17 protein-coding genes are annotated in these 19,851 nt (G+C 72.0%); 8 read left to right on the forward strand and 9 right to left on the reverse strand.

Annotation, left to right across the window (positions count from 1 at the left end; translation table 11 throughout):
- Positions 1-4: 4 nt before the first annotated feature.
- The gene (locus ACWDA7_RS05915; protein WP_450602953.1) at positions 5-1,159 is read right to left on the reverse strand and encodes an acyl-CoA dehydrogenase; all 1,155 of its coding nucleotides are present in this window, start codon (positions 1,157-1,159) and stop codon (positions 5-7) included.
- Positions 1,159-2,358, reverse strand: a complete 1,200-nt coding sequence (locus ACWDA7_RS05920) for an amidohydrolase family protein (RefSeq protein ID WP_450602954.1) — start codon at positions 2,356-2,358, stop codon at positions 1,159-1,161. Before ACWDA7_RS05920 ends, ACWDA7_RS05915 begins: the two co-directional genes overlap by 1 nt.
- 166 nt (positions 2,359-2,524) lie before the next feature.
- On the opposite strand from ACWDA7_RS05920, the gene ACWDA7_RS05925 reads away from it, so the two are divergent.
- Positions 2,525-4,039, forward strand: coding sequence for a class I adenylate-forming enzyme family protein (locus tag ACWDA7_RS05925; protein WP_450602955.1), 1,515 nt, complete (start codon positions 2,525-2,527; stop codon positions 4,037-4,039).
- On the opposite strand, the gene ACWDA7_RS05930 is transcribed toward ACWDA7_RS05925, so the two are convergent.
- The gene (locus ACWDA7_RS05930; protein WP_450602956.1) at positions 4,018-4,530 is read right to left on the reverse strand and encodes an EF-hand domain-containing protein; all 513 of its coding nucleotides are present in this window, start codon (positions 4,528-4,530) and stop codon (positions 4,018-4,020) included. The two genes, ACWDA7_RS05925 and ACWDA7_RS05930, sit on opposite strands and share 22 nt — an antisense overlap.
- A 240-nt stretch (positions 4,531-4,770) precedes the next feature.
- Positions 4,771-5,151, reverse strand: coding sequence for an STAS domain-containing protein (locus ACWDA7_RS05935; protein ID WP_450602957.1), 381 nt, complete (start codon positions 5,149-5,151; stop codon positions 4,771-4,773).
- Positions 5,152-5,510: 359 nt separating this feature from the next.
- On the opposite strand from ACWDA7_RS05935, the gene ACWDA7_RS05940 reads away from it, so the two are divergent.
- Complete coding sequence (locus ACWDA7_RS05940; RefSeq protein ID WP_450602958.1) at positions 5,511-6,092, forward strand: sigma-70 family RNA polymerase sigma factor; 582 nt, start codon at positions 5,511-5,513, stop codon at positions 6,090-6,092.
- Positions 6,086-7,462 carry a maleylpyruvate isomerase N-terminal domain-containing protein gene (locus ACWDA7_RS05945; protein WP_450602959.1) on the forward strand — a complete coding sequence of 459 codons (1,377 nt, stop codon included), beginning with the start codon at positions 6,086-6,088 and terminating at the stop codon, positions 7,460-7,462. Before ACWDA7_RS05940 ends, ACWDA7_RS05945 begins: the two co-directional genes overlap by 7 nt.
- Before the next feature lie 9 nt (positions 7,463-7,471).
- On the opposite strand, the gene purU is transcribed toward ACWDA7_RS05945, so the two are convergent.
- Positions 7,472-8,353: a formyltetrahydrofolate deformylase gene (gene purU, locus ACWDA7_RS05950; protein WP_450602960.1), complete on the reverse strand. Its 882-nt coding sequence runs from the start codon at positions 8,351-8,353 to the stop codon at positions 7,472-7,474.
- Between the two features lie 71 nt (positions 8,354-8,424).
- Positions 8,425-8,925 carry an SCO4402 family protein gene (locus ACWDA7_RS05955; RefSeq protein ID WP_432929320.1) on the reverse strand — a complete coding sequence of 167 codons (501 nt, stop codon included), beginning with the start codon at positions 8,923-8,925 and terminating at the stop codon, positions 8,425-8,427.
- Between the two features lie 116 nt (positions 8,926-9,041).
- Between ACWDA7_RS05955 and ACWDA7_RS05960 the strand changes: the two genes are divergently transcribed.
- Positions 9,042-10,373: an ABC transporter substrate-binding protein gene (locus ACWDA7_RS05960; RefSeq protein WP_450602961.1), complete on the forward strand. Its 1,332-nt coding sequence runs from the start codon at positions 9,042-9,044 to the stop codon at positions 10,371-10,373.
- A 98-nt stretch (positions 10,374-10,471) separates the two neighbouring features.
- Here the strand turns inward: ACWDA7_RS05960 and ACWDA7_RS05965 are convergent, their stop codons facing one another.
- Complete coding sequence (locus ACWDA7_RS05965; protein WP_450602962.1) at positions 10,472-12,106, reverse strand: hypothetical protein; 1,635 nt, start codon at positions 12,104-12,106, stop codon at positions 10,472-10,474.
- 373 nt (positions 12,107-12,479) lie between these two features.
- Positions 12,480-13,865 (reverse strand): transcriptional regulator, encoded by a 1,386-nt coding sequence (locus tag ACWDA7_RS05970; RefSeq protein WP_450602963.1) that lies wholly within the window; start codon positions 13,863-13,865, stop codon positions 12,480-12,482.
- Between the two features lie 404 nt (positions 13,866-14,269).
- On the opposite strand from ACWDA7_RS05970, the gene ACWDA7_RS05975 reads away from it, so the two are divergent.
- The 4 genes from ACWDA7_RS05975 to ACWDA7_RS05990 all read left to right on the forward strand — a co-directional run bounded on the left by ACWDA7_RS05975 (position 14,270) and on the right by ACWDA7_RS05990 (position 18,978).
- Positions 14,270-14,923, forward strand: a complete 654-nt coding sequence (locus ACWDA7_RS05975; RefSeq protein WP_450602964.1) for a bifunctional DNA primase/polymerase — start codon at positions 14,270-14,272, stop codon at positions 14,921-14,923.
- A 122-nt stretch (positions 14,924-15,045) separates the two neighbouring features.
- Positions 15,046-15,837 carry an ATP-binding cassette domain-containing protein gene (locus tag ACWDA7_RS05980; protein WP_432929328.1) on the forward strand — a complete coding sequence of 264 codons (792 nt, stop codon included), beginning with the start codon at positions 15,046-15,048 and terminating at the stop codon, positions 15,835-15,837.
- Positions 15,834-17,426 (forward strand): transporter, encoded by a 1,593-nt coding sequence (locus ACWDA7_RS05985; RefSeq protein ID WP_450602965.1) that lies wholly within the window; start codon positions 15,834-15,836, stop codon positions 17,424-17,426. The genes ACWDA7_RS05980 and ACWDA7_RS05985 overlap by 4 nt, the downstream gene beginning before the upstream one ends.
- A 166-nt stretch (positions 17,427-17,592) precedes the next feature.
- Positions 17,593-18,978, forward strand: coding sequence for a PAS domain-containing protein (locus ACWDA7_RS05990; protein WP_450602966.1), 1,386 nt, complete (start codon positions 17,593-17,595; stop codon positions 18,976-18,978).
- Between the two features lie 37 nt (positions 18,979-19,015).
- On the opposite strand, the gene ACWDA7_RS05995 is transcribed toward ACWDA7_RS05990, so the two are convergent.
- Positions 19,016-19,801, reverse strand: coding sequence for an SIS domain-containing protein (locus ACWDA7_RS05995; RefSeq protein ID WP_450602967.1), 786 nt, complete (start codon positions 19,799-19,801; stop codon positions 19,016-19,018).
- Between the last annotated feature and the right edge of the window lie 50 nt (positions 19,802-19,851).

A 19,851-nucleotide genomic window follows, 5' to 3' on the forward strand; every position in this document is an offset into this window, starting at 1 on the left:
CGAGTCACCGCCCCTTCGGCAGCCCGAGGATCCGCTCGGCCACGATGTTCCGCTGGATCTGGGAGGTCCCGGCCGCGATCGTGTACGACAGCGACGACAGCCGGTCGAGCACCCAGGGGCGGCCGAGGTCGAGGCAGCCGGTGCCCAGCACCTCGGCGGCGGTGTCGTACAGCTCCTGACGGGCGTGCGAATAGCTCAGTTTGAAGACCGAGCCCCCGGCGCCCGGCACTCCCCCGGCGCTCTCCGCCGCGCTCACGTTCCACTGCGTGAGCCGCCACAGCGCGCGGAAGTGCGCGTTCAGCCGGCCGAGTCTGCGCCGCAGCGGAGCGTCGTCCCAGCGGCCGTTGCTGCGGGCCTCGCGGGCCAGTTCGCCGAGGACGCGGCGGCAGGCCACCACCTCGCCCGCGAACGCCGTGCCACGTTCGAAGGAGAGCGTCACCATGGTCACGCGCCATCCGTCGTTCTCCGCGCCCACCCGGTTGGCCACCGGCACCCGCACCTCGTCGAGGAACACCTCCGCGAACTCGTTCGACCCGGCGAGCGTCCGCAGCGGCCGCACGGTGATGCCGGGGGCGTCCATGGGCATCGCGAGCCAGGTGATGCCCCGGTGCCTGGGTGCCGAGGGGTCTGTGCGCACCAGCAGTTCGCACCAGTCGGCGACTTCGGCATGGGAGGTCCAGACCTTGGACCCGCTCACCACGTAGGTGTCGCCGTCCCGCCGCGCGCGAGTGCGCAGCGAGGCGAGATCGGAGCCCGCGTCCGGTTCGCTGAAGCCCTGGCACCAGACCTCCTCGCCGCGCAGCACCGGCGGCAGCCAGCGCGCCCGCTGCTCGGGCGTGCCCTCGGCGGCGATCGTCGGACCCGCGTGCAGCAGCCCGACGAAGTTGGCCCCCACGTAGGGCGCGCCCGCTTTCTCGGTCTCCTCCAGGAAGATCAGATGCCGGGTGGGGGTGGCCCCTCTTCCGCCCGCGTCCTCGGGCCAGTGCAGGCCCGCGTACCCGGCGTCGTACAGCATCCGCTGCCAGCCGAGGTCGTAGGCGCGTCTGGCCGGCCAGTCCTCAGGGGACGGCTTCGGGGGCAGAGTCGGCAGCACCTTCGCCAGCCACTCCCGCAGCCGGACCCGGAACTCGTCCTCCTCGGGGGAGTCGGCGAGATCCACTAGCGGTCCCGGTCCATGTCGAGACCGAGCATCCGGATCGCGTTGCCCCGCATCAGCTTGTACACCGTCTCGTCGTCGAGCCCCTTCACATGGTCGAGGGCGACCTCCTTGGTGTGCGGGAAGGTCGAGTCGACGTGCGGGTAGTCGGTCTCGAAGGTGGCGTTGTCGCGGCCGATCACGTCGAGGGACGCGACGCCGTGCTTGTCGCGGAAGAAGCAGCAGAAGATCTGACGGTAGTAGTACGTCGACGGCGGCTCGGGGATCAGGTCGCGGACGCCGCCCCAGGCGCGGTGCTCCTCCCAGACGTCGTCGGCGCGTTCGAGAGCGTACGGGATCCAGCCCATCTGCCCCTCGGAGTAGGCGAGCCTGAGCCGCGGGAACTTCACCAGGACACCGCTGAACAGGAAGTCCATCATCGAGGCCATCGCGTTGTTGAAGGAGAGCGAGGCCTGCACGGCGGGCGGGGCGTCCGGGGAGGCGGCCGGCATCTGGGACGACGAGCCGATGTGCATGTTCACCACGGTGCCGGTCTCCTCGCAGACCGCGAAGAACGGGTCCCAGTGGCCGGAGTGGATGGACGGCAGCCCGAGGTGGGTGGGGATCTCCGAGAAGGTCACCGCCTTCACGCCGCGGGCGGCGTTGCGCGTGATCTCGGCGACGGCGAGGCCGACGTCCCACAGCGGGATCAGGCACAGCGGGATCAGCCGGCCGCCGCTGTCGCCGCACCACTCCTCGACCATCCAGTCGTTGTACGCGCGCACGCAGGCCAGCGCGACCTCCTTGTCGTGGGCCTCGGCGAAGGTCTGACCGCAGAAGCGCGGAAAGGTCGGGAAGCACAGGCTGGCCTCGACGTGATTGAGGTCCATGTCCCTGAGCCGCTCGGCCGGGTCCCAGCAGCCGCGCCGCATCTCCCCGCGGGTGATGCCCTCCAGGGTCATCTCGTCGCGGTCGAAGCCGACGGCCGCGATGTTCCGCTTGTAGGGGAACTGCAGGTCCTCGTAGATCCACCAGTCGGTCGGCGGGCCATCGGGGTCCATCGTGATCCGGTACTTGCCGCCGACGTAGGCGAGCTCGCCGATTCCGGCGATGAGCGGCTTGGGGCCGCGGTCCCGGTACTTCTGCGGCAGCCAGGTCTCGAAGAGGTGGGCGGGTTCGATCACATGGTCGTCGACGCTGATGATGCGGGGCAGTTCGGTCATGAGTCCCCTCCGCCGGGCAGCGGCTCCCTGACAGCCGCCAGGTTGATCTGATGGCCCGTCAGGTATACGGTCCCCAGCAGGCTAGTCCCGCACCCCTGGACCGACAAGGCGGTGAGGCCTACGCTCTGCCCACTATCTGACTTACCGTCAGAACACTGGGGGCCTCATGAACGAGACCGCGCACGCGCTGGGCACATCCCGCACGCTCTGGGAACTGGTCGCCCGGCGCGCCTCCCTCACCCCCGACCGGCCCGTCCTGCTCCAGGACGACCGCTCCCTGAGCTTCGGGGAACTGCGCGACCGCGCCGAGCGGGTGGCCGCCGGGCTCCACGGCATGGGCGTGCGCCCCGGCACGGTGGTCGCCTGGCAGCTGCCCACCCGTATCGAGACGGCCCTGCTGTCCTTCGCGCTGGCCCGCCTCGGCGCCGTGCAGACACCGGTCATCCCGTTCTACCGGGACCGCGAGGTGGGTTTCGCGCTACGGGAGTCGAAGGCGGAGTTCTTCGCGGTGCCGGGCACCTGGCGGGGCTTCGACCACACGGCGATGGCGCGCCGGCTCGGCGCGAAGGGGGTCTTCGAGGCGTACCACGGCGACGGCCTGCCCGACGGCGATCCCCGTGTCCTGCCCGCGCCGCCCGCCGACGGCACCTCGGTCCGCTGGATCTACTGGACCTCGGGCACCACCTCCGACCCCAAGGGCGTGCTGCACACGGACCGTTCGCTGATCGCGGGCGGCTCCTGCCTCGCGCACGCGCTGCAGCTGTCCGAGGACGACGTGGGCTCGATGGCCTTTCCCTACGCCCATGTCGCCGGCCCCGACTACACGGTGATGCTCTTGCTGTACGGCTTCCCCGCGGTGATGTTCGAGCAGTTCGCGCTGCCGGAGGCACTGGAGGGTTACCGCAAGCACGGAGTGACGGTGGCCGGCGGCTCGACGGCCTTCTACTCGATGTTCCTGGCGGAGCAGCGCAGACAGCCGGGTGTGAAGGTGATCCCGACCCTGCGGCTGCTGGCGGGCGGCGGCGCGCCCAAGCCTCCCGAGCTCTACCACCGCGTCGTCCGCGAGATGGGCGTGCAGCTCACCCACGGCTACGGGATGACCGAGGTGCCAATGATCACCATGGGGGCCCCGGACGACTCGGCGGAGAACCTGGCGACGACGGAGGGCCGGCCGCCCGAGGGCATGGAGATACGGATCGTGAACGGCGAGGTGCGCCTCAGGGGGGAGGCCGTCTGCCACGGGTACCTGGACCCGGACCGGACGGCGGAGGCGTTCGACGAGGACGGGTTCCTCCGCACGGGAGACCTCGGCCGTCTCACCGGCAGTGGCCATCTGGTGCTCACCGGACGCCTGAAGGACGTCATCATCCGCAAGGGCGAGAACATCTCCGCCCGGGAGATCGAGGACCTGCTGCACCGGCACCCCGCGGTCCAGGACGTGGCCGTGATCGGGCTGCCCGACGAGGAACGCGGCGAACGGGTCTGCGCGGTGGTCGAACGAGCTCCGGCGGCCAGCGAGCTGACCCTGTCCGCGGTCACCGCGTACCTGCGCGCGGAAGGACTGTCCGTACACAAGCTGCCGGAGCAGCTGGAAGTGGTGGACGGCCTCCCGCGCAACGACACCCTGCGGAAGGTACTCAAGTACAAGCTGCGCGAACGCTACTCGGGAACGGTGAAGTAGCGCGCGAAGGCGGACACGATCTCCGCCTCGCCGACCTTGCCGTCGCCGTCCGCGTCGAGCGTCGCGGCGGCCGCCTGGGCGATGTCCTCGTGCACGCCGAGGGCCTTCAGGACGCGGACGGTCTCCTGGACCGTGGCCACGCCGTCGCGGTCGGCGTCCGCCACGGCGAGCGCCGCGTGCAGGAAGGGCCGGGCGATCTCGGCGAAGCGGTCGGGGTTGTCGCGCAGCCGCTTGACCGCGCTCCCCACGAACTCCTCGCGCGTGATGCGCTGGTCGCCGTCCCGGTCCGCTATCCCGGCCATGCCCTGCCAGAAGGCCTCGCCGCCGGCGTACAGGGCCTGCCCCTGCTCCGAACGGGCGGTGGTGCCGAACTCGGTGAGGACCGCCTTGGCCGCCGCGCTGAAGTCCTCGCGGTCGATGTAGCCGTTGCCGTCCTGGTCGAAGGTGGCGAACCTGGCGGCGATCCTGCGCTCGTATTCGGTACTGACCATGTGCTTCGGGCCGCCTTACGTGACGTCGGGGGTGTCTCGCAGGGAGCGTACGACGAGCCGGGGCTCATGAGTGACGGAAAACGACGCTTGTACCAAGATCGCAGGAATTCTGCGACGACAGTGTGTCTGTCCTGCGACTTTCCCTGGTACGGGCGTGCCCCGGGTGTGGGACGGGCCACATGCCGGGCGGCGGGATCCGGTCGGCGCGAGGCCGTACGGACCGCGCCCGGCCGTGCGGGGCTACGCGCTCAGGGGTCTGGAGTCCTCGTCGATGGCCGCGGTGGCGTCAGGGTATACGTCGAAGAGGCGTCGCACGCCGAGGGCCGCGAGGACCCGGTTGACGTGGGCCGCTTCGACCCCCTCGGGCCAGGGCAGGATGAGTCTGAGCCGGCCCTGACAGGAGCGGATCAGCCGGCGGGTGGCGATCAGTACGCCGACCCCGCTGGAGTCGCAGAAGACGACCTCGGAGAGGTCAAGGACGACGTGATGACGGCCGTCCGCCACCGCGTCGTGCACCCGCTGCCGCAGCACTGGCGATGTCACCAGATCCAGCTCGCCCGCCACTTGGAGCACGGCCCACTCGCCGTGCTCCGCGAAGGTCACTTTGAGTGTCACCGCCACGCCTCCTGCTTGCCTGCACCTGATCGAAACGGAAACGGTCCCTACGCTTCCTTCAGGCGCGGCTGCCCCAACACACCTCCATGAAACACCGCACTTTCGATCGAAAGTACGTATGAATTGAGCCAATTCAATCCGCAACGATCGTGTTCGTTCATGTCTGATCGCCAGATATGCGTCGAGGGCGCCCTCGCCCGATCCACCAGTCCCGTCCGGGCGCCCTTACCACCAACGGCTCGCCAAGGGGCGCACATTGCGCCAAAGGGGCGTGCGTTGTCCTACGTGCCGACTACATTCGAGGAGGCAGGGGACGGAGGCTGGACCGGGACAGGGCCCGGCAGGGCCGGGGACGAGGGGGCCGCATGGCGAAGAAGGACGCACCGCCCCGCTGGGACCGCCGGATCCAGCAGCGGCTCGCCCGGGGTGAGGCCGCCGCGCTCGGTGAGTGCTACGACCGGTTCGCCTCGCTCGTGCACGGCCTCGCCCAACGCGTGCTCGGGGACGAGGAGGCGGCGGACGGCATCACGCGTGAGGTGTTCGTGCAGGTCTGGGAGAACCCCGAGGCCTACGACCCGAGGCAGGGTCCCCTGCGGACCTGGGTCGCCACGCTGACCCACCGGCTCGCCGTGCAGCGGCTGCGCGCCGACGAGACCGCAGCGCTCACCCGGAGCGGCGGGGGCACCCGGGAGGACCTGGAGCGAAAGGTGCGCCGCGCCTCGGTCGCGGCCCGCGCCGACTACATCGCCACCTCGATGCCCATACCGCTGCGGGCCGCGCTCGAGCGGGCCTACTTCCAGCGCCGGGACTACCGCCAGACCGCCGTCGACCTCGGCATCACCCAGGACGAGGCCCGCCGCAGGCTCCGCCTCGGCCTCCAGCTGCTGGCCACGGCCCATGAGACCGGCCCCTCGGGCGTCCCTCCCGAACCGGGAGCGGTGTGGTGACCGGCCCCGACAACCGCGAGCACGGCGACGACCGGCACAACGGCACGAACGGACCCGACCGCCCGAGCGGCGCCGGGCCGGGCGGTCCGGACGCCCCCGAGGACGGCGACGACCTGCGCGACGGCACGGACAGATCCCCCGGCGGCTCCCAGGGCCCCGGGGGCGAGCGCGGACCGGTGCCGCCGGCGCACGGTTCCGCCGAGGAGACCGGGCTGCCCCTACCCGATCCCGAACCGTCCCCCACGCCTTCGGACCCGCTCGCGCTCGAGCACCGGGAGCTGAAGTCGTTGCTCGGGGCGTGGGCGCTCGCCGCCTGTTCGCTCGAGGAGACGGCGGCCGTCGAGGCCCACCTCGGCGACTGCGGCGCGTGCGCGGACGAGGCGCTGCAACTGCGCGAGGCCGTGGGCCTGCTGCAGCGTCTGGAGAGCCTCGACCTCGACCCCGCTCTGCGCACCCGCGTGCTGGAGGCCTGCCTCGACCGGCGTCCGCCGCGCATCCCGGTGCCGGACTGGGTGGCGCCGTACGACGCGGAGGCCGCGCGCCTCGACGCCCTGCTGCAGGACATAGGCGACGCCGAGTGGCACACGCCGGTGCGCCTGCGGTGGTTCGACGGGACGGGCCCCGCGAGCCGTCGCACCACCGTCGCCGGTGTAATCGCCCATCTGCTGTCCGTGGACGGGCTGGTGGCGGTGTCGCTGGGGCTCGAGGACCCGCTCGGGGACGTGACCGTCGAGGACGGCACACCGGAGGGCCGTACGGAGGCGTACTGGCGCACCTCGCACTTCCCGCCGACGCGGTCCGTGCGGAACCGGTGGCGGGACCAGAGCCACAACCTGGTGCGGACGCTGTCCTTCACCGACGGGGGCTCCGGGAAGCCCTCGGTGTCGTACGGGAGTTTCGCGCTGTCGCTGCGCGACGCGATGGTGGACCGGGCCTTCGAGTGCTGGGTGCACGCGGAGGACATCGCGGGCGCCATCGACTATCCGTACGGGCCGCCGGCCCCGCGCCTTCTGAACAGGATGATCGACCTGGGGGCGCGGATGCTGCCCGGGGTTCTGGCGGCGCGGCGGCAGGCCGGGCTCGCCGCGCCCGGCCGCACCCGCCACCTCGTCCCGGCGGGCGAACCGGGGCGCACCCTGCGCCTGGAGATCGAGGGCGCGGGCGGCGGCGAGTGGCTGATCGCCCTCGACTCCCCGGGAGCGGTCGCCACCGCCGAGCGCGAAGTGGCGCACGTCGCACTCGACGCGGTGGAGTTCTGCCGTCTGGCAGCGGGCCATGTGCCGCCCCAGGAGGCGGCGGCGGGGCAGGTCGGCGACCGCGAGGCGATCAGCGACGTGCTGTTCGCGGCGGCGTCACTGAGTCGGATGTAGCCCCGGGTCTCAGGCGAAGACGACCGTCCGGCGGCCGTTCGGCAGGATCCGGCGCTCGGCGTGCCACTTGACCGCGCGAGCCAGAGCCTGGCACTCGACGTCGCGCCCGATCGCGACGAGCTGGTCGGGGGTCACGTCGTGGCCCACGCGCTCGACCTCCTGCTCGATGATCGGGCCCTCGTCGAGGTCGGCCGTCACGTAGTGCGCGGTGGCGCCGATCAGCTTCACACCGCGCGCGTGCGCCTGGTGGTACGGCTTGGCGCCCTTGAAGCTCGGCAGGAACGAGTGATGGATGTTGATGATCCGGCCACTGAGCTGCTTGCACAGGTCGTCCGAGAGCACCTGCATATAGCGGGCCAGCACCACCAGCTCGACGTCCCGCTCGTGGACCAGCTCCAGAAGCTGTGCCTCGGCCTCCGGCTTGGTGTCCTTCGTCACCGGGATGTGCTGGAAGGGGACGTTGTACGAACCCACCAGCTCGGCGAACTCGGTGTGGTTGGACACCACGGCCGCGATCTCGACGGGGAGCGCCCCGATCCGGGCGCGGAAGAGCAGGTCGTTCAGGCAGTGCCCGAACTTGCTGACCATGAGGACGACCCGCATCTTCTCGTCGGCCCGGTGGATCTGCCACTCCATGTGAAAGGAGTCACCGATCGCCGCGAAGCTCGCGCGCAGCTTGTCCACGGTCACCGGCGACTCCGCCGAGAAGTGGACCCGCATGAAGAACAGTCCCGTGTCGCGGTCGCCGAACTGCTGGCTGTCCTCGATGTTGCAGCCGGTCATGAACAGGTAGCTCGACACGGCGTGCACGATGCCCTGCTTGTCCGGGCAGGAGAGGGTGAGGACGTACTGGTCGGCGGGGGCCGCGGCTCGGGTGGACTGCTCACTCATGCCGGCCAGGGTCTCATGACCGCGGGCCTGCACGGGGCGACGTTCCGCCACCCGGACCGCGCGGCGACGGACTAGGCCGACCGGGTGAGGATCCGCAGCACCTCGAGCGTCCGTGGCGGCGCGTCGGGGTCCTCACCGTCGCTCGTCGCGAGCCGTACATGGGCGTCGCGCGCCGCCCGCACCGCCTCCGGCCACCCGTGGTGGTCCATGTAGGCCTGGACCGGCGCGTCCGGGCCGACCTGGTGCATGATCCGCAGCACCCGCAGCACGGCCGTGTCCACGAGCGCCGCCTCCTGCGAGTCGCGGAAGATCGTGCCGACGTATTTGTCGGCGGACCAGTTGTCCAGCCAGGTGTCCTCGACCAGGCGGTACACGGCGTCGGTGACGTCGCCGTACCCCTCGGTACCGGCGAGCCACACGTCCCGCTGGAACGCCTGGTCGGAAAGCATGTGCAGCGCCGAGCGCACATTGCTGCGCCAGCGCCACCACGGCATGTCATTCAGGGGCATGTCGCCCATGGTGGAGTAGCGACGGCCACGACGGGAAGAGTTCTCCGAACCTTGCACGGTCATCGATCGTACGTTCCCTGTGAAAACCGGATCATCGGCCCCCGCAATTCACCCCTACGACACCTGTCATTGACCACCGGGCATACACCGGTTAGTGATGTGGCGGAATCGTGCACGCCATGACCGGCAGTCGACGCACCAGTTCCTCCCCCACCAGCCCCAGCATCACGGGCGCCGTCCGAAAAGCGGGCAGCCGCCGCGTCCGGAACGCCCTGCTCTCCGCGGGCGCGGTGGTGGCCTGTGCGTCGATGGCCGCCGCCTGCGGCATCGTCCCCGGTACCACGGGGGGTTCCGGGGACTCCATCACCGTCATGACCTGGGCGCCCCAGGACACCTCCGCGACCAACAAGCCGGGCATGCCGGCGATGGCGCGGGCCTACGCGCGCTGGATCAACTCGCACGGCGGGCTCAACGGGCACAAGCTCAACGTGCTCACCTGCAACGACCACAACGACTACGTCAGCGCCGCGAAGTGCGCGCGGATCGCCGTCAAGAGGAAGGCCGTCGCGGTCGTCGGCTCCTACAGCCAGTTCGCGTCCTCCTTCCTCTCACCGCTGGAGTCGGCGGGCATCCCCTACATAGGCGGGTACGGCCTGACCGACGACGAGTTCAAGAGCGTGCTCTCCTACCCCGTCAACGGTGGTCAGCCCGCACTGCTGGCGGGCCTGGGCGAGGAGCTGGGCAAGAACTGCGGGGGCGTCGCCCTGGTCCGCCCGGACACCGTCGCCGGCGACCAGCTCCCGGTGCTGCTCGACGCCGGGCTCACGGCGGGCGACCACTCGTCCGCCGCCGACGTGCGCGCCGCCGAGGACGCCACCTCGTTCGACGCCCAGGCCCAGCAGGCGCTGCAGAAGGCGACCACGGACCAGCAGAAGAAGGGGTGCGTGGTGCCCTCGCTCGACGAGCGCACCGGCACCTTCATGGACTCCTTCCGCCGTCTGAGCACGGAGTACCCCGCGGTGCGCACCGGCTCGGTGCTCGGCAGTGTCGACCAGTCGATCATCAACCAGTCGGGCGGCGCCTCGAGCCCCTACGAAGGGGCGTATGTCACCAGCTGGTATCCGGAGGCGACGGACCCGCACTGGGATCCGATGAAGAAGGTCATCCGCGAGGAGGCGTTCGGTGACAACCGGATCGACCCGGCGGACGCGGGCGTGCAGACCACCTGGATCGCGTACACGGTCCTGAAGAAGGTCGTCGAGTCGCTCGGCGGCGGCGAGGTGAGCGCGAGCACCATCCGCTCGGCCCTCGACAACGGCCTCCAGGTCGACACGGGCGGCCTCACCCCGCCCCTGCGCTGGCGCTTCCAGGACCTGACCGTGGTCATCGGCTACCCGCGTCTGATCAACTCCGACGTGACCCTCCAGGTGGTGCGCCAGGGGCAGCTGGTGGCGGCGACCAAGGGCTTCGTGAACGTGTCGAAGACGCTGGAGAGCACCGCGCTCCAGTAGGGCGCACGGGCCCTGGGCCCGGACTGGACGGTCAAGGTGTCACCGGGTGTGCGCCGCCGCGGTGCCGAACGGCTCCGGAGCGGCGCACACCGCTGTGTTCACAGCTGGGTCGGCTGGCGCTGGGTCAGGCCGTACTTCTGGGCGATGGCGTTCCACAGCCGCGCGGCCTTCGTCTTCTCGGCGCTGGCCGTGCCGCTGTCCCGGTTGCCCGCCCCCGTCTGCCCGGTGGAGCGCGCCTGCCCCCTCTTGCAGCCCTTCTTGTTGGCCGCGACCTGGTCGGCCCAGGCGGCGTAGTGGGTGTCGGCGGACGCGGACGCCTTCCAGGCGTTGGTGAGCGCCGTGGTCAGCTCGCCGTGGTTCGGGAGCTTGTCGACCGCGAGCCCGGACAGCCGGGTGACCAGGCCGCTCCGCTGCTGGGCCGCGTTGCGCAGGTCGGTGGCCGCCTGGCCGAGGTTCTGGCAGACCTTGACCTCGGCCACCGCCTTGATCACGGAGCCGCGACTGTTGCCGCTGTCGGCGAGGAGCTTGTCCAGCGCCGCGGCCTGCTGCTTGGCGGCGTCGCCGGACCCCGGCTCCGAGGCGTTCGCGGCCGGGCCGGTCGCCGAGACGTTCTTGCTGTTGTCGCTCTTGGGGTCGTCACCGCCGCCGCTGAGCAGGGCGCCCGCTCCGATGCCGAGGACGACGATGCCCACGCCCACGGCCGCGATGACCGCATTGCGCGGGCGGCCACGACCACCGTCGTCGCGCCGTCCGGCCGCCCGGGTACCGGGGACGCCGGGCCCGTCCGCGGCGTCGAACCGGGGCAGATACTGGGTGGCGGGCGCGGCGCCGTCGTGGCGGAAGAGGTTGTCGAACTCCGCCGGCGTCTGCCGGTCGCCGTCGGGCGGCATCCCGTACGGCGCGGGACCCGGCTGCCCGGGCACGGGCGGGAGGTACTGCGTGGCCTGCGCGTCGGGACCGGCGGCCGGGGAGCCCCCGGTCCGGCCGAGGAACCGCGTCGCGTCGTCCGCGGGCATCTCCGTCGGGAGCGCTCCCGGCCCGACCGGAGGTATGTACTGGGTCGCCGCCTCCTGGGCGGCGACGGGCGGGAGGTACTGCGTGGCCTGCGCGTCACCGGTGGCGGGCACCGGCGGGATGTACTGCGTGGCGCCCTCGTCGGCGGGCGGCAGCGGTGCGGCGTGTGCGCCCTGCTGGAGGCGGTGTGCGCCCCCGGGCGCACCATGTCCGTCCACACCGTACGACGACGGCTGCGCACCCTCGGGCGGCAGCGGACCCGCACCCGCGCCCATCGGGGCGTGCGGCGGCATCGGCTGCCCCGGCGCCGCGTGCGACTCGTGGACGGCGGGGGCCCCGCCCCAGCCCGACTGCGGATCCGAGGACTCCCAGGAGGGCTGTGCGCCCGGGGAGTCCCACGCCGGTGCGGGCGCGGCCCCGGGCTGCTGGTGCTCACCCCAGTGCTGCCCGGCGTCGCCGCCCCAGCCCTGACCGGGCTGCGGTGTCTCGGACTGCTGGCCCGGACCCCACGGCTGACCCCAGGCCTGACCTGTCATGGGCGCGCCCTGACCGCCGGAACCGCCCACCGGGGCGGCACCACGGCCGCCCGCCGGAACCGCGGAACCGTTCGCCCCGCCCGCCTGGCTCGGCAGCAGGGGCTCGCCGCCGTCGGAAGGCAGCACGATGCCTTCGCGCGCGGTCCGCGCCGAGGGCTCCTCGCCCTGTCCACTCTGCGTCACCGGGACTCCTACGAATGGGGGACTTTCGGAATCGTCGGCTCACGCTACCGGGTCCCCACAAGCTGGTGCCACGCAGCACAGGGCCTGACCTCCTACCCATGTGACCGCCGTAACAAAACCGCGTCGCCAGGCGCTGTTTACGTCACCCCTCGGACCCTCACTTGTCGATCACCTGGCATTTCCCGGGCCTTCATGCCGGGGCGGCCACCCCGTAAGGAGGGTTCACGCCCCGGTCACGGGGACCGCCCGGGCGATCCGGAGCGATCGTCGGCGGCCACACCGCTTCACCTCATCGCGGATCTCCCGGGCCGGGGCGAAGACCCTTGCCGGCACCTCCCGCCCCGCACCCCCGACGGCACCCGGCGCGATGCCCCTACGCCGCGGCCGCCAGATCCAGCCGGGCCCCGAACTCCCGCACCGCGGCCTCCTCCTGGAACGGCTCCAGCCGCTGCTGGAGGTCCTCCAGATACTCGGACCCGCGATTCGAGCGCAGCGTGCCGAGCAGTTCCATGGCCTTCAGACCGGTGTGGCAGGCCTGTTCCACCTCGCGCTGCTGCACCTGCGCCGTGGCGAGCAGCACATAGCCGATCGCCCGGCGCCGGGCCCGCGACACGGGGTGCCCGGCGAGGGACTCCTCCGCCCGCCGCGCAGCAGCCTCGGCCTGCCCGAGGTCGCGGTGGCAGTGCGCCAGCTCGTCCGCCAGATAGGCCTGGTCGAAGTGGGCGATCCACATCGGGTCGTCCCCGGACGCCGCGTCGGCCGCCTCGAGCGCCGCGACCGCGCGCCCGGAAGCGAACTGGGCGGCGCGCACGTCGCCCAGCAGCGCGTGCCCCCGCGCCTCGGCGGCGTGGAACATCGCCTCCGCCCGCGGCGTCACCCGCCCACGCGCTCCCTCCTGGGCCGCGCGCGCCAACTGCGCGATCTCCCGCGGGTTTCCGAGCTGCGCCGCGAGATGGCTCATGGAGGCGGCGAGCACATAGCCGCCGTACCCGCGGTCCCCCGCTGCCTGGGCGAGGCGCAACGCCTGGATGTAGTACCGCTGGGCAAGCCCCGGCTGCCCGGTGTCGATGGCCATGTACCCCGCGAGTTCCGTCAACCGGGCCACGGCGGCGAAGAGTTCGCGACCCACGGCGTCCCGGTAGGAACCGGCCAGCAGGCCCGACACGACGCTGTTGAGGTAGTGCACGACGACCGGCCGCACATGTCCGCTGCCGAACTGGTGGTCCAGCTCGACCAGTGCCTGGGTCATCGCGCGCACCGCGGCCACGTCCGAGGGCCCCACCCGGGGCCCTGCCGAGCGCGACACCTGCGAATCCGGCGCGGAGATCAGCCAGTCCCGGCTCGGCTCGACGAGCGCGGACGCGGCGACCGAGGAACCGGACAGGAAGTCACGGCGACCGACGTCGCTGCGCCACAGCTCGCAGACCTGCTCGATGGCGCCGAGCACCGTCGGCGAGAACTGCAGGCCCACGCCCGAGGCGAGGTTCTTGCCGTTGGCCATCCCGATCTCGTCGATCGTGACCGTACGCCCCAGTTTGCGGCCGAGCGCCTCGGCGATGATCGCCGGCGCCCGACCCCTCGGCTGCTGACCGCGCAGCCAGCGGGCCACCGACGTCTTGTCGTAGCGCAGATCGAGACCGTGCTCCGCGCCGCACATGTTGACCCGGCGGGCGAGCCCCGCGTTCGAGCAGCCCGCCTCCTGAATGAGCGCTTGCAGCCGTTCGTTCGGCTGCCGCGCGACGAGAGGCCTTGCGGCCATGCGCACCCCCATATCCATGGCTCGGTTCGCCCGGTGACTGCGGTGACTGCTCCCGCACCGAGTTGACGTGTCTTCAGCGGCCGGACTCCCGGGAACACCCTTGGTGTGCACCGAAAAGTTCCGGTCGTGAAGATCGATGCCCAGCGGACATACCTCTGATGCGAGACATGCGCGGATTGCCGGGGTAAAGCCTGATGCCGTGCTCCTCACCTGACTACCCGGCCCCTGTCGCCGTTCCTCTTGCGCGCCCCCGACCGTGCACCCGTGCGCCCCGCCGCCGGGAACGGTGCTCCTCCCCGCGCATGTAGGGCAAAAAGGGCAAGCCCAAAAACCGCCCCCGGCCCGGACGGTCGCACCGCGGGAGCGGGGCGTAACCCCCCGTGACCGCTAGAGTTGAGCTCATCGTGGAAGAGACCATCGCGGGCCCCGAAACTGCCCACATCCCGAAGCAGCGCGGCGATTCGCTCCTGGAAGCCGCCGTACGTTACGCCGAGGAACGACACTGGGACGTGTTCCCCGGGACCTGGCTCGAAGCCGTGGACGGGATGCAGCAATGCTCCTGCGGTCGGTCCGCGTGCCCCGTGCCCGGTGCGCATCCGGCTCGCGACGACTGGGCGACACAGGCGAGCGGCAGCGCGACCGTCGCGCGCCGTCTGTGGACCATGCGGCCGACGGCGTCGATCCTGCTGCCCACCGGGCGCACCTTCGACGCCGTCGACGTCCCGGAGACCGCCGGCTTCCTCGCCCTCGCGCGCATGGAGCGAATGGAGCTGACGCTCGGACCAGTGGCCCTGACCCCGGACCGGCGCATGCAGTTCTTCGTGCTGCCCGGCGCCTCGGCGAAGGTCCCCGACCTGGTTCGGAACCTGGGCTGGTCGCCCTCCTCGCTCGACCTGCTGACGCTCGGCGAGGGGGCGTATGTGGCCGCACCTCCCACGCGGTACGGGTCGCGGGGTGCCGTGCAGTGGGTCTGCCGGCCGACGCCCGCGAACCGGTGGCTGCCGGATGCGGAGGAGTTGATCTCGCCGCTCGCGTACGCCTGCGGCCGGGAGCGGTAGCCGACCGCGGTCGCCGGCTGCGTGACGGATGGCGTCCGGCGGCCGTGCCGTGGGGTTCTCCGTTGCCGCTCATGCGGTTCCCCGCGCCCCGTTCGGTGCGCTCCTCCCCCTAAGGTGCTCGTATGACCGAGGGAGCAGGGGCGGTTGTGGCCGCCGTACGGGTGCAGGGGCTCTGGAAGCGGTTCGGGGAGCAGGTCGCCGTCGCCGGCATCGACCTCGAGCTGCCCGCCGGGCGGTTCATCGGGCTGGTCGGCCCGAACGGGGCCGGGAAGACCACCACCCTGTCCATGGTCACCGGACTGCTGCGGCCCGACCAGGGCACCGTCGAGGTGGTCGGGCACGACGTGTGGCGCGACCCGGTGGCGGTGAAGGCGCGCATCGGCGTCCTCCCCGAGGGTCTGCGGCTCTTCGAACGCCTCTCCGGCCGGGAACTGCTCGGCTACATGGGCCGGTTGCGCGGTCTGCCCGGCGCCGAGGTCGACAAGCGGGCCACGCAGCTCCTCGACGTCCTCGACCTGGCCGGCGCCCAGCACAAGCTCGTGGTCGACTACTCGACCGGCATGCGCAAGAAGATCGGGCTCGCCGTCGCACTGCTCCACAATCCAGAGGTCCTCTTCCTCGACGAGCCGTTCGAGGGCGTCGACCCGGTGTCCGCCCAGACCATCCGCGGTGTCCTGGAGCGCTACACGGCCTCCGGCGCCACCGTCGTCTTCTCCTCCCACGTCATGGAGCTGGTCGAGTCGCTGTGCGACTGGGTGGCGGTCATGGCCGCGGGACGCATCCGCGCACACGGCCCGCTCGCCGACGTACGCGGCGAGGCGCCCACCCTGCAGCAGGCCTTCCTGGAACTGGTCGGCGCGCACGGCCGTACCGCCGGCGCGGACCTCGACTGGCTCGGCGGCGGCGCCCGATGACCGCCCCCGGCCTGACCCCCACCGTCGTACGGCTCAAGCTGTCCCTGCTGCGCAACGGGCTGCGGCAGTCCGCCGGGCGCAGGGCCGCGTACGTGACGTCCGTCGTCTTCGTGCTCCTGATCGCCGCCCTGCAGCTGATCGGCCTGATCGCCCTGCGCGGCAACGCGCACGCCGCCACCATCGCGGTGCTGCTGACCGAGATCCTGGCGCTCGGCTGGGCGGTGATGCCGCTGTTCTTCCCGAGCGGCGACGAGACGCTCGACCCCACCCGCCTGGTGATGCTCCCGCTGCGCCCGCAGCCTCTCGTACGGGCTCTGCTCACGGCCTCCTTGGTCGGTCTCGGCCCCCTCTTCACCCTCTGCCTGTTCGTCGGCGCGGTGATCTCGATGGCGCACGGAGCCGCCGCGTACGGCACCTCCGTGGTCGCCGTCGTCCTGGCGCTGCTCGTCTGCGTGGCGCTCGCCCGCGCCGTCGCCGCCGCCAACATCCGGCTGCTGACCAGCCGCAAGGGCCGCGATCTTGCCGTGCTCAGCGGGCTCGTCGTCGCGGTCGGCGCGCAGCTCGTCAACTTCGGCGCCCAGCGGCTCGGTTCGGCGGGGCTGTCCCCGCTGGACCCGGTGGGCGAGGTACTGCGCTGGGTACCGCCCGCGTCCGCCCTCGGTGCCGTGGACTCCGCGAGCCGCGGTTCGTACGGCACAGCCGTCGCCCAACTCGCGCTGAGCGCGGCGGCCCTGGCCGGGCTGCTGGCCCTGTGGTCGCGCAGCCTGACGAAGCTGATGACCTCGCCGGACCAGTCCACGCTCCAGGCCGCCGAACCGAGCGCCCGGGAGCGCACCTCGACGGGCCTGTCCCGGCTGCTGCCCGCGGGCCGCACCGGCACGGTGATGGAACGCAGCCTGCGCTATGTGTGGCGCGATCCCAAGACCAAGGCGGCATGGGTGACCTCGCTCGCGATCGGGCTGATCGTCCCCGCCTTCAATGCCCTCCAGGGCACCGGCTCCATCTACTTCGCCTGCTTCGCGGCCGGGATGCTCGGCATCCAGATGTACAACCAGTTCGGGCAGGACACGTCCGCGTTCTGGATGGTCGCGACAACGATCTCCTCTCCTCGGGACGCCCACGCCGAACTGCGCGGCCGGGCGCAGGCGCTGCTGCTGATCACGCTGCCCTACGCCACCTTCGTCACCGTCGTGACGACCGCGCTGCTCGGCGCCTGGCCGAAGCTGCCCGAGGTGCTCGGTCTCTCCTTCGCGCTGCTCGGCGCGATGCTGGCCACCGGTGCCTGGACCTCGGCCCGCTTCCCCTACTCCATTCCGCAGGAGGGCTACAAGAACGTGGTCCCCGGCCAGGCGGGACTCGCCTGGATCTCCATCTTCGGCGGCATGATCTCGGCCGCTCTGCTGTCCGCGCCCGTCATCGCGGCGACGATCTGGCTGAACGTCGCCGCGGGCGGCGACGCGTGGACCTGGCTGCTGCTGCCGGCGGGCGCCGCGTACGGCGCGCTGATCGCCCTGCTCGGCCTGCGCCTCGCGGCGCCGCGCACGGCCCGACGCCTGCCGGAGATCCTGACGGCGGTCAGCAAGGGGTAGGCCGGCACCCTCCGGTGCGGCCGCCGGGGGAGAAAACCGGGCGCAACGATTTCCCCCAATCTTTCCGGAAGCAGATGTGTGCTGTGTCACGTTCGAGTTGAATGATGGCGAGTGAGCGGAAGAACGCGCCGTACGTGCGGACGCAGCAGCCTGCAGGGGGGTCCAGGTGAGTGCTTCCCGGCGTAGTGGGACGACGGACGAGCTGGGGCCGGGTGAGCCCGAGCGGGACGGTTCGGATCTTCTCGCCGCGCTCCTCGACGGCATGGACGCGGCCCTGTGCGCCCTGGACGCCGACGGCGTCGTGACCCACTGGAACCGGGAGGCCGAGCGGATCCTCGGATGGTCCGCAGCCGAAGCAGTGGGGCGGCGCGGATTCGCCGGATGGGCCGTGCGCACCGCCGACGCCACCGAGGTCGAGGCGCGGCTGATGTCCGCGATGGACGCACCCGGGCGCCAGGTGCACGAGTTCGCGCTGCTGACCAAGGAGGGCGGGCGGGTGCTCGTCCGGACCCAGTCGGCGGCGGTGCGAGGACCCGACGGGAAACCCGCGGGGGTCTACTGCGCCTTCAGCGAGGTCCATGCGCAGATCGACCTGGAGCGGTCCATCGCGCTGAGCGAGGCCCTGTTCGAGGACGCGAGCTGGGGGGTCGTGCTCGTCGACGCGGACCTGCGGCCGGCCGTCGTCAACGCCCACGCCGCCCGGGCCCTCGGCATCGGGCGGACCGCCGTGCTCGGCCGTCCGCTCGGCGATCTGCTCTCCCAGGGGGTCGAGGAGCTGGAGAGCGCGCTGACGCATGTGCTTGCCGAGGGGGCCCCGCCCGCTCCCGCCGAGCTGTGGGTGAGCGTCCGGACCGCCGACGGCGAGAAGCGGCGGTGCTGGCGCAGCGGGTTCCTGCGGCTGTCCTCACCGCTCGCGGAGGAACCGGTTCCGCTGGGCGTAGGATGGCTCTTCCAGGACATCACCGAGGCCAAACAGACCGAGCAGGAGGCGGCTCTGCTGCGCTTCCGCTCGAACCAGCTGCATCGCGCCGCCCGCGCGGCGGCCGAGTGCGAGGACCCCCTGGAGGCGGCCACCGTCCATCTGGACTTCGCACTGGCCGGATTCGCCGATCACGCGCTGATCGACCGGGTGGCGGGCGGCTCCATGGCGGACGGGGAGAGCCCGGTGCGCCTGGTACGCGCCGCCGAGACGCCGTCCGGCGCGCCCGGGCCGAGCGCGCTCACCGGCAAGGCGGGGCTGCCCGTGCGGTACGCCGAGGGACATCCGGCCCTGCAGTGTGTGGCGCGTACCGGATCCGTACGGGCCGGCGCGGGAGACGTGGACTCGGAGCAGGCACACCGCTGGGCGCTCGACCGGCGGTGGCCCGCGGACGCGGTGCACGCGCTGTGCACGGTGCTGCGCAGCCGGGGCCGGACGCTGGGCGTGGTGACGTTCCTGCGGGCGGCAGGGCGGAGCCGGTTCGAACGGGCGGACGCGGTGTACGCGGAGAGCGTCGCGGCACGGATCGCCGCCGCGCTGGACCTGGCCGACATGGCGGCCCCGGAGGCATAGCCGCCCTTCCGGCCTCTGCTCCCGGGGACGCGGCCGGCTACTGCCGGTAGAAGATCCGGTCGCCGTACTCCCGCATGACCCGGCCGTTCCACTCGTGGCCGCCGTCCACGTTCCCGGACCTGAGCAGGGGCGGTTCGATGCCGCGGTCCGCAAGGGCGCCCGCGGCCTGGGCCATCACCGCCTGGAGCAGGGCGGTGGTCACCACCGTGGAGGCCGGGGCGAAGGGGGCGGGGATGTTGCCGACGCTGAGCTCCGCGTCCCCCACGGGGATCTTCGAGTCGAGGACGATGTCGCAGTGGTCCTTCAGATAGGTGCCTGAGGCGTGCCGGGACTTCGTCTCCGAGGCGTACGCCACCGAGGTGACCCCGATGACCTTGACGCCGAGGGCGCGGGCGTTCGTCGCCATCTCGACGGGGAGCGCGTTGCGGCCGGACAGGGAAATGATCACCAGCAGGTCGCCGGCACGGAGCGGGCTGGAGTCGAGGACCGCGCTCGCCAGCCCGTCGACCCGCTCCAGGGCGGAGCCCAGGGTCGCCGGCATCACATCGACGCCGACGACGCCGGGGACGGCCAGCAGGTTCATCAGGGCGAGGCCGCCCGCGCGGTAGACGAGGTCCTGGGCGGCCAGCGAGGAGTGCCCGGCACCGAAGGCGAACAGCCGGCCGCCGTCGGCGACGGTGTCCGCGATCAGGTTGCCCGCGGCCGCGATCTGCTCCGCGTCCTCGTCCCGCACCCGGCGCAGCAGCCCGATCGCCGCCTCGAAGAACCGCCCGGCCAGCTCGCTACCGCTGCGCGGCTTGCCGCCGCCCGGCTCGTCACTCATCGGCGACGCCCCTTCGAAGTCTCGGTGTCCCGTTCCCGACGGACGGCTGA

The organism is Streptomyces sp. NPDC001156, from assembly GCF_053598275.1.

Excerpts from the sequence above, each read along its gene's own strand:
- ACWDA7_RS05920 (WP_450602954.1), bottom strand. The coding sequence starts at position 2,358 with ATGACCGAACTGCCCCGCATCATCAGCGTCGACGACCATGTGATCGAA.
- ACWDA7_RS05925 (WP_450602955.1), top strand. The coding sequence starts at position 2,525 with ATGAACGAGACCGCGCACGCGCTGGGCACATCCCGCACGCTCTGGGAA.
- ACWDA7_RS05930 (WP_450602956.1), bottom strand. The coding sequence starts at position 4,530 with ATGGTCAGTACCGAATACGAGCGCAGGATCGCCGCCAGGTTCGCCACC.
- ACWDA7_RS05940 (WP_450602958.1), top strand. The coding sequence starts at position 5,511 with ATGGCGAAGAAGGACGCACCGCCCCGCTGGGACCGCCGGATCCAGCAG.
- purU (WP_450602960.1), bottom strand. The coding sequence starts at position 8,353 with ATGAGTGAGCAGTCCACCCGAGCCGCGGCCCCCGCCGACCAGTACGTC.
- ACWDA7_RS05955 (WP_432929320.1), bottom strand. The coding sequence starts at position 8,925 with ATGACCGTGCAAGGTTCGGAGAACTCTTCCCGTCGTGGCCGTCGCTAC.
- ACWDA7_RS05960 (WP_450602961.1), top strand. The coding sequence starts at position 9,042 with ATGACCGGCAGTCGACGCACCAGTTCCTCCCCCACCAGCCCCAGCATC.
- ACWDA7_RS05970 (WP_450602963.1), bottom strand. The coding sequence starts at position 13,865 with ATGGCCGCAAGGCCTCTCGTCGCGCGGCAGCCGAACGAACGGCTGCAA.
- ACWDA7_RS05980 (WP_432929328.1), top strand. The coding sequence starts at position 15,046 with ATGACCGAGGGAGCAGGGGCGGTTGTGGCCGCCGTACGGGTGCAGGGG.
- ACWDA7_RS05985 (WP_450602965.1), top strand. The coding sequence starts at position 15,834 with ATGACCGCCCCCGGCCTGACCCCCACCGTCGTACGGCTCAAGCTGTCC.
- ACWDA7_RS05995 (WP_450602967.1), bottom strand. The coding sequence starts at position 19,801 with ATGAGTGACGAGCCGGGCGGCGGCAAGCCGCGCAGCGGTAGCGAGCTG.